Origin of the sequence: Rhizobium sp. LjRoot98, from assembly GCF_964252935.1 — a bacterium.
Classification (GTDB): Bacteria; Pseudomonadota; Alphaproteobacteria; order Rhizobiales; family Rhizobiaceae; genus Pararhizobium.
Genome location: NZ_CAXUPW020000005.1, coordinates 160969 through 173097, shown reverse-complemented (window position 1 = coordinate 173097; position 12129 = coordinate 160969). Strand labels below are relative to the sequence as shown.

Genomic DNA, 12129 nt, shown 5'->3' with positions numbered 1-12129 from the left:
ATTTAACATTTTCGGTACACCTTGCCAGAGTGAATCAGAATTTGTTAACCATTTGCTGGCAGCCTCCAAATCAGGCAACGACTGGATCCGTATCGCGTAAGGGGGCCATCAACACCTTTCGGCGGCGGAAAAGGGGACAATTATGCGGGTTCTACTCATCGAAGACGACAGCGCGACAGCGCAGAGCATCGAACTGATGCTCAAGTCGGAAAGTTTTAACGTTTACACCACCGATCTTGGTGAAGAGGGTGTCGATCTCGGCAAGCTCTATGATTACGACATCATTCTGCTCGATCTTAACCTGCCGGACATGTCCGGTTACGAGGTTTTGAGAACGCTGCGCCTATCCAAGGTCAAGACACCTATTCTTATCCTGTCCGGCATGGCCGGCATCGAAGACAAGGTTCGCGGTCTCGGCTTTGGTGCCGACGACTACATGACCAAGCCGTTCCACAAGGACGAACTGGTCGCACGCATCCATGCGATCGTGCGCCGTTCCAAGGGGCATGCACAGTCGGTCATCTCGACCGGCGAACTGATCGTCAACCTGGATGCCAAGACTGTTGAAGTCGGCGGCCAGCGCGTTCACCTGACGGGCAAGGAATACCAGATGCTGGAGCTGCTTTCGCTCCGCAAGGGTACGACGCTGACCAAGGAAATGTTCCTCAACCACCTTTATGGCGGTATGGACGAGCCTGAACTGAAGATCATCGACGTGTTCATCTGCAAGCTGCGCAAGAAGCTCGCAAATGCTGCCGGCGGCGCAAACTACATCGAAACCGTCTGGGGCCGCGGCTATGTGCTGCGCGAGCCTGAAGGCGAACTCGCAGAAAGCGCCTGATCGGCGCTTGAAAGACAATACGGGCAGCCGGTTGGCGCTCAGCATCCCGCATATGCGCGGGCGCCATGACGGCATATGCCCCGAAGTTTCAGAAACCCGCCAGAAATGGCGGGTTTTTCGTTGCCACCTGCCAGGATAACCGGCACAGGGACTGAAAACAGAGACGAAAAAGCCGCGACCAAAGGGGCGCGGCTTCAAAGAAACTGGAAACTTGGCGAAGGGATCAGGCGGCGATCGACAGGCTGCCGAAGACGCTCGTCAGGATCTTCCGGTCGAATGGCTTGAGAAGAAAATCATCGGCACCGGCGCGTTTGCCAGCCATCATCTTCTTCAGGTCCGCCTCGACGACGCAGTAATAGATGCGCACGGTCTTGCCTTCAGGCAGATTGCGGATGTTGGCAATCAGATCCAGCGCGCCATCAAGACCGGCATCGACGATGATGATGTTGGGCAGTTCCGCTTCGCAGCGCACGAGTGCTTCGAGACCATTGGCAGCTTCGGAGACGAGGAAATTCAGGCCGGAGAGAATGCGCTTTCCGACCTTGCGTACGACGTCCGAATCATCGGCAATCATCAAGCGTTGCATCTCAAGCTCCCTCTCTGCGCTACAGCGGGAATTTAATCCCTATCAACAACCGTAGGCCGCTTTGGCAAAGAATCAGTTACCGCGACGCCTAAAAGCAGATTTATCTCCGCCTCAGGCTGCAACCATCTTCGCGGAAAACACGATTTCTTCCGCGTTCGAGTTGACCTCGATTTCCATGCCGGCCTCCTCGGCAAGCAGAACCGTGTAATAGGGCTGGATCGTATGGGCATCGACGGCTTCTTCGAGTGTGCCCGAAAGAAGCTCGACCAGTTTTGGCGGTACACGCATCATCCGCCCCTTGCAGATCAGCTTGAAAGCCGCGTCATATTCAGGGTTTTCCAGGATGACATCGATCGAACCACCGCGCGGAATGGCGCCGTAAGCGATCAGGAACAGGTTGAGCAGCAGCTTGACGCGGTTCTTGGCGATGATCACGCGCGGGCCGGTCCAGGTGACTTCCGTCTTCTTTTCGACGGAAGCGAAATCCTTGGCTGCTTTTTCCGCTTCACCGGTATCGATCGATGCGCCGACCGAGCCCGAGGCGCCGAACGCCAGCCGGGCGAATTTCAACCGGACGGAAGCATTGAGCGCGCTGGTGCGGATCAGGTCCATGGCATCGGCATCCGCCCCGCCCTCGTCGAGCAGTTCAAGGCCGTTGTTGATCGCGCCGACCGGCGAGATGATGTCGTGGCAGACACGGCTGCACAGAAGCGCTGCGAGATCGGGACCGGTCAAGGTCAGGTTCGGGTTCTTTCCCATGGTCGTATCCTCAATAGCCTTCGAGCGGCTCACAAGCGAGATCAGGCGGCCTTCCGCGATCCTTTTGCCCCATCGTCTAACCCACGAACATTGTGCGGGCATAGCCTCGGGACGAAGATCATAAAGACACCACATTTGGTAAACCGATTGTTAAGATCATCGGTTCAAATTGCTGACGATCAGCCCGAAGCCCGTCACCAAGTGAGACGGGACAGGACAGCGGCCCGCGCATGACGTCGCAGGCAGGCCTGAGTTTACGGAGAAGAACATGCAGCGGATCGTCAATGCCGTGAAATTCCCACTATTGCGCACATTCGTGGCGTTGATGGCTGCGTTCAGCCTCATGCCGGCGGCGTTTGCGCAGAGCAACAACGGCGGCCAGTATACGATGCAGGAAATCGTCGATGCCGGCCACGGCTTCTTCGGCTCCACCTCTGGCGGACTTGCCAAGGTGGTCGAGAACGCATTTTCGAAATACGGCCTGCCGAATGGTTATATTCTCGGCCAGGAGGGATCCGGCGCATTCGTGGCTGGCCTGACCTATGGCGAAGGCGACCTCTATACCAAGAACGCCGGCCAACATAACGTGTTCTGGCAGGGGCCGTCCCTTGGCCTCGACTGGGGTGGCCAGGGCAGCCGGACGATGATGCTGGTCTACAACCTGCCGGCCGTTCCTTCACTCTACAAGCGCTTCGGCGGCGTCTCCGGCTCGGCCTATGTGGTCGCCGGGGTTGGCATGACCGTGCTGACGGACGAAAACATCGTCCTGGTTCCCATCCGCACCGGCCTTGGTGCACGCCTCGGCATCAATGTCGGCTATCTGAAGCTGACCCAACAGCCGACCTGGAACCCCTTCTAAACGCTCCGTCTTTTCCAAAAGTCTTTCCAGTCGCCGAGGCGGCTGGAAAAAAATGCGCGTTCGCGAACACTTGAAGTGATATTGTCGTTCGTCTTTAGTGCGAATGAAACGAAAACCATCGATTATGGCGTATCGCCGCGTGTTCAGAACTGAAATGGCCAGCCCGTGATTGAATTCGCACTCCTGTTTGCTCTGGGTTTTCTGACCGCGGCTCTCCTCGGTCTGCTGGCGGCACCGATCGTTCACAGGCGTATCGTGCGCTTTGCAGAAGACCGGCTGACAGCAACGATGCCGCTATCGCCACAGGAAGTTCGCGCCCAGAAAGACGCGGCCCGCGCTGGTTATGCAGCCGAAAATGCCCGGACAAGCCAGATGCTGAAACGCGAGCGCGACAAGAACGTCGCGCTGCTGCTCCAGAATGGAGCGACGCTAAAAGAAACCCAGCGCCTCGCTGGTGAAAATGCCGACCTGCATGCGCAACTTGCCGACATGAATGTGGAGGCGGCGGACCTGCGCTCGGCAGCCCGCCAGCTCGAGCAGAACATCGAGCGGCTGAAAGCGACGCTTGCCGATGTCGAACGGGACAGTGTCAAAAAGAACGTCGACATCAAAACCCTGAACAGACAGGTGGACCATCTGACCGGCGACATGGACAGCCTGAAGATCGACGTCGCCGCCCATGATGCAGAGGCCGAAAACCTGAAAAGCCGTATTGCCGGCCTGAAGGATGAGCGCGAGATCATGCGCAACGAGTTGAAAGCCGAAAGCACCAAGGCGCGGGAACTGGAAGTACGGCTTGCCCGCGACGAAACCCGCCTGAAGCAGTTCGAAGTCAAGCTCGCCCGGGAAATGGCCGCCAATGCCGACAAGGACAATTTTCTTGAACGCAGGGGCAGTGAGATCGAACGCTTGAAGGCCAAGGTCAGGGATACGGGCACGGACCTGCGCGATGCCTCCAAGGCGCTGCGGGCCGCCGGCCTGACCATGCCCGTGCGCCGCGAAAAGAAACCCGCAGCAGCCGGCACGGCAACAGGCGGCACCTTGGGAACACAGGACAACACCGATGCACAGAACACCATGTCACCCGTAGCAGCTATCAATCTGACCGTACCGGCCGACTATGCCCGCAACCGGGCTGCAGCACTTTCGGAGCAGCTGACACACTCGACGTCTTCAGCGCATGACGATGCCTTGCGCGAGGAAATTGCCGATATCGCGGCAACTATGGTGGCTCTGACAGCGGCCAAGGAAGGTCCGGCGTCACCGATACCCTCCCTTCTCTCGACGACAGGCGCGCAACCCAACGCCCCAGACAAGAGCCTCGCTGCCCGCGCCCGCGACATGCTGCCGCCGGAACAGAACTAATCTTTGCCGTCAGATAAAGCCGTTGATCATCGCCACCTGATGCAGAGCGATGCCGGTGGCGGTAGCGACATTCAGACTGTCCAGTCCCGGCCGTTGGCGGATACGGGCGGTCTGGATCGATGCCATGATGTTTTCAGGCAACCCCTCACCTTCCGTCCCGGCGAGAAGCACGGTGCGCGGCGACGGAGGAATATCGTGCAGGCCGGTCTTTCCGCGCGGCGACAGACCCCAGATCGCAAAGCCTTCAGCCTGCAGACGCCCGATCAGCGCCGTCACTGATCCTTCGCGGGCGAAGGGGACACTCAGCACCGAGCCGACAGAGACCCGGATCGCCTTGCGGTACATTGGATCGCAGCTGGTTTCGTCCATCAGGATGGCATCGACGCCAAAGGCAGCGGCGTTGCGGAACATCGATCCCATATTGTCGTGGTTGGAGATTCCGCACGCGGCAAGAACCAGGCTTTTGGCGGGAAGATCATTAACCAGCGCATCCAGACCAGGCGCCGTTTGGCGCTTACCGAGCGCCAGCACACCACGGTGCATGTTGAAACCGGCTATGGCGTCGAACACGGGAGCACTGGCGACATAGACCGGAATGTCCGCGGGGAATTCGGCGAGAATGCCGCTGACACCATCGACGCGGTTTTCGAGAAGAAGAATGGCTTCAGCCTCAATGCCACGGCCCGCTTTATGCGCCACCGCCAGCATGCGCAGCACGACCGTGCCCTCGGCGATAAAGCGGCCATGCCGGCCCGTCAGGTCGCGCTCCTTAATCGAGACGAAACCGGCGATGCGCGGATCGGCCGGATCGTCGATACGGAGCGGTGTCACAGCTCAGCCTTCTCAGTTGGTCTTGACGGAGACATCCGCAACGACGCGGCCGGCAGCGATATCGAAAACGATCGCCTTGCGCTCTCCACCAGCAACCGCGCCGTAGAACAGGATCTGCCCGCCCGACAAGGCAACATTCGAAACTTCAAACCCGGCGGGCAGTGCTGCGATTGCCGTGATCGGCGCATCGCCCGGCACCGAGACTGAGGCGCTTTGCTCCACATCGGCCTTGCCCGGACGCGTAAGCTTATAGACAATCGCTGCAAGCACGACCATAAGCATCACCAACATGATACCACCCGAGACCAGCTGCAGCTTGATCATCTTGCGGCGCACGTTCTCCATCACCGGATCGAGCGGCTTGTCTTCCTGTTCGACTGGTTTCTGATTGGACATGGCTGGCCTTACCTGCGGAATGGAACGAGAATGAACGACCCCTTTAAACAAGCCCCGGCAATTAGGAAAGTCCTGACGGCAAATGAAGACGCGGCTGGGCGTTTGGACGCATACCTGACGGAAGCGCTGGGCGGCGAGTTTTCCCGCAACCGCATCAAGGCCCTGATCGAACAGGGTGAGGTCTCCATCAACGGCAAGACCATTACCGAAGCCAAGAAAAAGGTGCAGCCCGGCGACATCTTCGAGATCGGCCTGCCGGAAGCGGAGGATCCGGAACCGAAGGGCGAGGATATCCCGCTCAACGTGCTCTATGAGGACGACGATCTGATCGTGCTGGTCAAGCCCCCGGGTCTGGTCGTCCATCCCGGCGCCGGCAACTGGACCGGCACGCTGGTCAACGCCCTGATCCACCACTGCGGCGCAAGTCTGTCGGGTATTGGCGGGGTCAAGCGGCCCGGCATCGTCCATCGGCTCGACAAGGATACCAGCGGCGTCATGGTGGTCGCCAAAAACGATATCGCTCATCGCCACCTCTCAGACCAGTTTGCCGACCATGGCCGCACCGGTCCACTGGAACGCGCCTACATGGCCATCGTCTGGGGCCGCCCGCGAGGGCTGAAGGGCACGATCGATGCACCGCTCGGCCGCGCCGGCGACCGCGTGAAGCGCGCGGTCAAGCAGGAAGGGTCAGATGATGCGCGCGAGGCGATCACCCACTATGAGGTGATGGAGCGCTATCACGAAAAACCGGATGCGACCGCCCTTGCCGCGATGATCAAGTGCAATCTCGAAACCGGGCGCACCCACCAGATTCGCGTCCACATGGCCCATATCGGCCACCCACTGATCGGCGATCCCGATTACGGCGCGGCCTTCAAGACCAAGGCCAACCTTCTGCCGGATGAGGCAAAGGCGGTAGTCAACCGTTTCCCCCGGCAGGCGCTGCACGCCTTCATGCTGGCCTTCGAGCACCCCACCACCGGGGAAACCATGCATTTTGAATCGCCGGTCCCGGATGACATGCAGGAACTGGTCGAAGCCTTGCGGGGCTAACGCTGGGACTTGGCGATCCGGCCATTCGAGGCGTATAAAGGCCCTTGAAACCCGGAGCGCTCATGAGCCAGTTTGCGGCCAGGAAAATTCTCGATACCGAGATGGTCAGCGTCCATGACGTGCTGTGCACCGGCGAATGCCGGCACAGGAGCGACGTGGAGTGTTCGCACGTCACCAGTCTGGTGTTTCCCTATCGCGGTGTCTTCCTTCGCCATGTCGGCAGCGATGACGTTGTTGCCGAAGCCAATCAGGTGCTGTTCTTCAATCGCGACGAGGACTATCGCATCAGCCATCCCGTGGAAGGCGGCGATGCATGCCTGAGCCTGGCCGTGCACGAAGCGGCGCTTGAGGAACTGGTCCCAAAAGTTCACAGGGCCGCAAGAAGTCCCTTCGCCTTCAACAAGCAGCGCCTGCGGATAGACGCCCGCGCACAGGCGCTCGTCGCCCTTTTGCGCCACAGCCTGCTCAGGGGCACGGCGGAAACCCTGGAAGCAGAAACGCTGGCAATGACGCTGGTGCGCCGCGCAGTCGGCGAACGCACGGCCCGTGCGGCGACCGCCAGCATCGGCCGGCAGAAACTGGTGGACCGGGCCAAGCTTATCCTCTCCTCCGATCTCGCCCGGCGCTGGACACTGGCGGAGATTGCAAGGGAAGCCGGTGTCTCGCCGGTCTACCTGACGCAAGTTTTCCAGCAGGTGGAAGGCACGCCGCTCTATCGCTATCATTTACGGCTGAGATTGGCCAAGGCGCTCGACTTGCTCGGCAGCTATGACGACCTGACGGGGCTTGGCCTCGATCTCGGCTTTTCGAGCCATAGCCATTTCTCGTCGTCATTCCGCCAGGCTTATGGCCGCACTCCGGCCGAATTCCAGCGCTTCGCCGGCCTGCGCTGATCGATAGGCAAGATCGCTAAAGAATCTGACAGCGCTGTCCTGGCCAAAATGGTCTTCTCTCCTGGTCGAAACACATCAACCGGAGGAATGATCATGCAGGACAATACATGCGCCGCCTGTGACTGCGAACTTGATGCCAGCCGTATCGCCGTCAAGATCGGTGGCAAGACCGTCGAGGTCTGCTGCGAGGAATGTGCGCAGGCACTGCGCGAGGCCGACGCGGCAATCCACCCCACCCAACTATCGAAGGGATAGGACCGAAACCGGTCCCCTGCCCGACCCGCCGGCCTGATGATAGGCCGGCATTTCCCGGAGAGATATCGATGAAGAACGAACCCCATGTGATCGGTGATCGCGTGCCGCACGAACACGCCCTGATCGCCGAATTGAAGCTTGTTGTGCAAGGGTGCAACGATCAGGCGCCGGCGGACGTCACCCACCCCGCAGGCTTTGCGCGTCTGCGTGCATTTCTCGGATCGATCGGCAGACTGGTGCGGCAGCGCCGCAACCGGTTGGCCCTATTGGAACTCAACGATGACCAGTTGAAGGATATCGGCATCTCGCGATGCCAGGCCTATGGCGACGGATACAGCCGCTATCAGCGAAGCGGAACGGGCAACGGCGGCGCTTCGATTTGACGGCCCATGGGCTGGATTGAGGGCGGGCGGATTTCTAAGACCGATATGCATCCTTTCCCGCTGTCGTGCGTTTTGGCAGGACAATAAGGAGAAACCCGATGATTGATGCCACACAGATCAGAGAACATGCCGAGATCATCAGCGCCGACGGTCTTCATATCGGCACGGTCGATCGCGTCGAAGGCGATCGCATCAAGCTGACCAAGAAGGACAGCGGCTTCGGCCACGAAGACCACCACCACTTCATCGCCCTTGAACTGGTGGCAAGCGTCGATGACAATCGCGTCCGTCTCAGCGCCAATGGCGATGTCGCCGTCATGTTTGAGGAAGAACAGGACAACTCGCCGATCCATTGACCGGCACGCGCCGGAAATTCTACAAAATGTTACAAATGACCGGTTCCGCCCTTGATATTTCGAGGGCGGACACAATTTACAGGCTGTAACCCAACTGGAGCATGCGCTTCTCTGGCTTCACATCTCTGTGAAACCGGAGTTCTTGAATCATGCTTTCGCCGCACTTATCTATGAGCATGTGGGGTCGGATAGACCCACATGCCCGGCCTGCCAAGAGGAGGCTGGAACGCGAAAGGGGGGTGCATCATGGCCCGCAGTACGTTACCGTCCATTACCGCTGGAGAAGGCGGTCTCAACCGTTATCTCGATGAAATCCGCAAATTTCCCATGCTTGAACCGCAGGAAGAGTACATGCTCGCCAAGCGGTATCAGGAGCATGACGACCGCAAGGCTGCCCATCAGCTCGTAACCAGCCATCTGCGCCTCGTGGCGAAGATCGCCATGGGTTATCGCGGCTACGGCCTGCCAATCGGTGAAGTCGTTTCAGAAGGCAATGTCGGCCTGATGCAGGCGGTCAAGAAGTTCGATCCGGAACGCGGCTTCCGCTTGGCCACCTACGCCATGTGGTGGATCAAGGCTTCGATCCAGGAATATATCCTGCGTTCGTGGTCGCTGGTGAAAATGGGTACGACCGCCAACCAGAAGCGGCTGTTCTTCAACCTGCGCCGCCTCAAGGGCAAGATTCAGGCCCTTGACGAGGGCGACCTGAAGCCCGATCAGGTCGCGCATATCGCCACGACCCTGAAAGTGTCGGAAGCGGAAGTGATTTCGATGAACCAGCGTCTCTCCGGCGACGCTTCGCTCAACGCGCCGATCAAGGCCGGTGAAGGCGAATCCGGCCAGTGGCAGGATTGGCTTGTCGATGATCACGACAACCAGGAAGACATCCTGATCGAACAGGACGAACTGGAAAGCCGCCGTAGCCTTCTGTCGAGCGCGATGAACGTGTTGAACGACCGGGAACGCCGCATCTTCGAGGCGCGCCGCCTGACGGAAGATCCGGTGACGCTGGAAGATCTGTCGACAGAGTTCGACATCAGCCGCGAGCGCGTCCGTCAGATCGAGGTCCGCGCCTTTGAAAAGGTCCAGGACGCCGTCCGCAAGGCGGCTCAGGATCGCCAGAACGCGCTGCGGGTCGTTGAAGACGCCTGATACCGGCGCTGACTGAACAAACAAAAACCCGGCTGGATCGCTCCAGCCGGGTTTCTTTTTGTGCGTATGGACGAATTACTGACCGGCCGGATCAGGCTTTGCGGCCAGGCTCCAGGCCTGCATGGCCTTGGTGAAGGCTTCGGTGCCAGCAGCACCCTTCTCCAGCGTCAGCAGCGCGCGGCGGCCGTTGCGGTAGGTCAACGGAATATCCATCCAGCCACGCGTGCGTAGAAGTTCGGTGTTTGTCGCAACGGCTTCCGGGAAGTCGTTGAGCGCGATCATGTGGAAATCCTCGGTGATCTTGGCCGGAACCGCGATCAGCGCATCGCCACGATCCTGTTCGTTGCGCTTCATCGAAACACGCTGAACGCTATCGATGCTGCCGCCTTCGAAGTTTTCCGGCAGTGAGAAGACGAATTCGATTACATGGCTGGCGGGCAGCGACGAGTCGGCATTGCGCTTGATCGTCATCAGTGCCGTCAGACCGCGTTCCGGAACATTGATTTGCGCCTGAACGACCGGCTCCGGTTTGGCGTCGCCACCCGGGGATTCTTCCTTCACAGACCAGGCAACATTGCCCTCGATCGCCGTTGGTGCGGACTGCCCCAGCCGTTCCTCGTAAAGGAACATCTTCTGGGCTCCGGCCGGCACCTGTTGCGTCGCCGGATTGGGTGTCGTCTGCTGACCGGGCACCGGTTGGGCAGGTTGCGCGTCAGTTGCCGTCTGGCCTGCAGGCGTGGTTGCCGTTGCCTGAGCGGTATCGACCGGCTTGCCCGCTTCCGTCTGCGCAGCCACAGACTTGCCTTCCTCGGTGGCAGCAGAACCTGCAGGCGCGGGCGCCGGGCCCTCGTCGATCTCGGTGCCATCCTGCTGCAGGCGCTGCGTGAATTTGGTGCTGCCTTCGACTGCCGCGACCTCGGCATTCGGAGGCGTCTGCGTCTGGTTGTTCGTCTCCGGCGCGGTCAGATCCTTGCTGCCCTCTTCAGGCGCAGATGCTTCCGGCGTCGTCTGTCCCGGGATGCTGGCGGTGATAGAAGCCAGTACGCCGGAAACCCAGGAATTCACCGTGGTCTGATTTTGCCAATAGGCGTAACCGCCACCGCCCAGGATCAGCGCAAGCACTGCCGTGAGCCCGATCGCCTTGACATTCAATCGCGAGCGCTTCGGCTCCACCCGGTAGGAAACCGGACGCGCCGGCACTTCGACATCTTCATCGACGGCGGAGGAAGCCTTGCCGGCCTGTGACGCTGCTGCAGCGCCAACGGCTGCAGCCGTACCGCCATGCGCCAGAAGCTCATCGATATCATTCCAGCTGTCATTGGCAGCCTTGCGCTGCTCAGGCTCAGCAGCATCCGTTTTCTCGACCGGCCAAGACCAATCGGCGATGGCGGGTTCCGATGTTTCGGCGGCCGCAGCGGCCGGGGCCTGGGTAAACGGATCGTTATCGTCCCAAGCCCAGGCAGCCGCAGCTTTATCCTTGGCGCCGCTGTCGTCATTCAGCGGCGTTACCGTCTCGACAGGCTCGTATTGCGTGAGGTCGGGGATTTCATCGGCAACAGGTGCTTGCTCCGCAGCCTCTGTCCAGACCGGCTCGCTATGGGCGGTTGCCGGAACCGGATCGTTCCATTCCGGCAATTCCCATTCCGTGGAGGCCGAAGGCGCGGGTTTTTCAACGACCGGCTCTACAGCCGGCTCTGCAAAGGTGTCCGATTGGACCGCGGCTTCCAGAATATCGGCCGTTTCATCAACCGTTGCGCCGTAACGGCTCTGAGGCTCGAACGTCGCGGCGGCCGGATGCTCCGGCTCTGCGACAACCTCGTGGCGATCATCTTCCGGTTCTTCCGAATAGGCCGCCTCGACGGGGATATTTTCCTCTATAGCATCGGCTGTGTTGCCAGCCTCGACCACTTCGGGTTCCGGCTGAGCATCAACATGATCGTCCTCCACCGTCGGCTCAACGACCGCAATCGGTGCAACGTCCGCGACGGGTTCCGGCTGTTCCACCGGTTCAGGTGCGACCTGCGACTCCGCTACAGGCTCCGCGCGTTCCTCTTCCTCGACGTCAGCCTCGGGCTCACGCGCTTCCACCACCGGCGGCTCTGCAACGTGATCCTCGACTTCGGCCGCTTCCGGCACCACGTCCGCGGGCTGATCGTCCAGCGGAGGTAGCGCCTCGGCGTGATCGTCCTCGACCTCGTTGATCGCCGCCTCGAGCTTGACCATCTGGCGTTCGATCATCTCGTCCGAGGGACGAGGTTTCATGCTTTCAAGCTGACGGCGGACAGCACCGCGGGCCTTGTCATAGACCTTGGCCCGCATTTCAGGAACATTGTCCGACAGACCATCGACGGTCCTTCGAATAACTGCAACAAAATCCGCCATCAGAACTTTCTCATACCA

General features: G+C 59.9%; 14 protein-coding genes. 9 read left to right on the top strand and 5 right to left on the bottom strand.

Going from position 1 to position 12129, the window contains the following annotated elements; all coding sequences use genetic code 11:
* Positions 1 to 142: 142 nt before the first annotated feature.
* A complete protein-coding gene (gene ctrA / locus ACSQ3J_RS17715; RefSeq protein WP_037099813.1) occupies positions 143 to 841 on the top strand; it encodes a response regulator transcription factor CtrA in 699 nt (232 codons plus the stop codon).
* 223 nt (positions 842 to 1064) lie between these two features.
* On the opposite strand, the gene ACSQ3J_RS17710 is transcribed toward ctrA, so the two are convergent.
* Positions 1065 to 1427, bottom strand: a complete 363-nt coding sequence (locus ACSQ3J_RS17710) for a response regulator (protein WP_060506444.1) — start codon at positions 1425 to 1427, stop codon at positions 1065 to 1067.
* Between the two features lie 111 nt (positions 1428 to 1538).
* A complete protein-coding gene (gene chpT / locus ACSQ3J_RS17705; RefSeq protein WP_060506445.1) occupies positions 1539 to 2186 on the bottom strand; it encodes a histidine phosphotransferase ChpT in 648 nt (215 codons plus the stop codon).
* Positions 2187 to 2511: 325 nt separating this feature from the next.
* On the opposite strand from chpT, the gene ACSQ3J_RS17700 reads away from it, so the two are divergent.
* The gene (locus ACSQ3J_RS17700; protein ID WP_436039891.1) at positions 2512 to 3045 is read left to right on the top strand and encodes a DUF1134 domain-containing protein; all 534 of its coding nucleotides are present in this window, start codon (positions 2512 to 2514) and stop codon (positions 3043 to 3045) included.
* A gap of 165 nt (positions 3046 to 3210) precedes the next feature.
* Entirely contained in the window at positions 3211 to 4410 is a 1200-nt protein-coding gene (locus ACSQ3J_RS17695; protein WP_436039684.1) for a hypothetical protein, read from the top strand.
* Between the two features lie 9 nt (positions 4411 to 4419).
* On the opposite strand, the gene ACSQ3J_RS17690 is transcribed toward ACSQ3J_RS17695, so the two are convergent.
* Both ACSQ3J_RS17690 and ACSQ3J_RS17685 read right to left on the bottom strand, forming a co-directional pair.
* Entirely contained in the window at positions 4420 to 5241 is an 822-nt protein-coding gene (locus tag ACSQ3J_RS17690) for a TrmH family RNA methyltransferase (RefSeq protein ID WP_436039683.1), read from the bottom strand.
* 12 nt (positions 5242 to 5253) lie between these two features.
* Complete coding sequence (locus tag ACSQ3J_RS17685; protein ID WP_060506449.1) at positions 5254 to 5637, bottom strand: hypothetical protein; 384 nt, start codon at positions 5635 to 5637, stop codon at positions 5254 to 5256.
* Between the two features lie 30 nt (positions 5638 to 5667).
* Here ACSQ3J_RS17685 and ACSQ3J_RS17680 point away from each other — a divergent pair, with 30 nt between their 5' ends.
* The 6 genes from ACSQ3J_RS17680 to rpoH all read left to right on the top strand — a co-directional run bounded on the left by ACSQ3J_RS17680 (position 5668) and on the right by rpoH (position 9729).
* Positions 5668 to 6690, top strand: a complete 1023-nt coding sequence (locus ACSQ3J_RS17680; protein ID WP_436039680.1) for an RluA family pseudouridine synthase — start codon at positions 5668 to 5670, stop codon at positions 6688 to 6690.
* A 62-nt stretch (positions 6691 to 6752) separates the two neighbouring features.
* Positions 6753 to 7583 carry a helix-turn-helix domain-containing protein gene (locus ACSQ3J_RS17675; protein ID WP_436039679.1) on the top strand — a complete coding sequence of 277 codons (831 nt, stop codon included), beginning with the start codon at positions 6753 to 6755 and terminating at the stop codon, positions 7581 to 7583.
* 93 nt (positions 7584 to 7676) lie between these two features.
* On the top strand, positions 7677 to 7838 hold the full coding sequence (locus ACSQ3J_RS17670; protein ID WP_164491972.1) for a hypothetical protein: 162 nt from the start codon (positions 7677 to 7679) through the stop codon (positions 7836 to 7838).
* Positions 7839 to 7906: 68 nt separating this feature from the next.
* The gene (locus ACSQ3J_RS17665) at positions 7907 to 8221 is read left to right on the top strand and encodes a DUF1127 domain-containing protein (RefSeq protein ID WP_436039677.1); all 315 of its coding nucleotides are present in this window, start codon (positions 7907 to 7909) and stop codon (positions 8219 to 8221) included.
* A 98-nt stretch (positions 8222 to 8319) separates the two neighbouring features.
* Complete coding sequence (locus ACSQ3J_RS17660) at positions 8320 to 8577, top strand: DUF2171 domain-containing protein (protein WP_060506452.1); 258 nt, start codon at positions 8320 to 8322, stop codon at positions 8575 to 8577.
* Positions 8578 to 8823: 246 nt separating this feature from the next.
* Positions 8824 to 9729, top strand: a complete 906-nt coding sequence (gene rpoH / locus ACSQ3J_RS17655) for an RNA polymerase sigma factor RpoH (RefSeq protein WP_060506453.1) — start codon at positions 8824 to 8826, stop codon at positions 9727 to 9729.
* Between the two features lie 75 nt (positions 9730 to 9804).
* Here the strand turns inward: rpoH and ACSQ3J_RS17650 are convergent, their stop codons facing one another.
* Positions 9805 to 12111, bottom strand: coding sequence for a hypothetical protein (locus ACSQ3J_RS17650; RefSeq protein WP_060506454.1), 2307 nt, complete (start codon positions 12109 to 12111; stop codon positions 9805 to 9807).
* Positions 12112 to 12129: the final 18 nt, after the last annotated feature.

Bases quoted from the DNA above. Each gene is read 5' to 3' on its own strand.
- ctrA (WP_037099813.1), top strand. From the start codon at position 143: ATGCGGGTTCTACTCATCGAAGACGACAGCGCGACAGCGCAGAGCATC.
- ACSQ3J_RS17710 (WP_060506444.1), bottom strand. From the start codon at position 1,427: ATGCAACGCTTGATGATTGCCGATGATTCGGACGTCGTACGCAAGGTC.
- chpT (WP_060506445.1), bottom strand. From the start codon at position 2,186: ATGGGAAAGAACCCGAACCTGACCTTGACCGGTCCCGATCTCGCAGCG.
- ACSQ3J_RS17700 (WP_436039891.1), top strand. From the start codon at position 2,512: ATGGCTGCGTTCAGCCTCATGCCGGCGGCGTTTGCGCAGAGCAACAAC.
- ACSQ3J_RS17685 (WP_060506449.1), bottom strand. From the start codon at position 5,637: ATGTCCAATCAGAAACCAGTCGAACAGGAAGACAAGCCGCTCGATCCG.
- ACSQ3J_RS17680 (WP_436039680.1), top strand. From the start codon at position 5,668: ATGAACGACCCCTTTAAACAAGCCCCGGCAATTAGGAAAGTCCTGACG.
- ACSQ3J_RS17675 (WP_436039679.1), top strand. From the start codon at position 6,753: ATGAGCCAGTTTGCGGCCAGGAAAATTCTCGATACCGAGATGGTCAGC.
- ACSQ3J_RS17670 (WP_164491972.1), top strand. From the start codon at position 7,677: ATGCAGGACAATACATGCGCCGCCTGTGACTGCGAACTTGATGCCAGC.
- ACSQ3J_RS17665 (WP_436039677.1), top strand. From the start codon at position 7,907: ATGAAGAACGAACCCCATGTGATCGGTGATCGCGTGCCGCACGAACAC.
- ACSQ3J_RS17660 (WP_060506452.1), top strand. From the start codon at position 8,320: ATGATTGATGCCACACAGATCAGAGAACATGCCGAGATCATCAGCGCC.
- rpoH (WP_060506453.1), top strand. From the start codon at position 8,824: ATGGCCCGCAGTACGTTACCGTCCATTACCGCTGGAGAAGGCGGTCTC.
- ACSQ3J_RS17650 (WP_060506454.1), bottom strand. From the start codon at position 12,111: ATGGCGGATTTTGTTGCAGTTATTCGAAGGACCGTCGATGGTCTGTCG.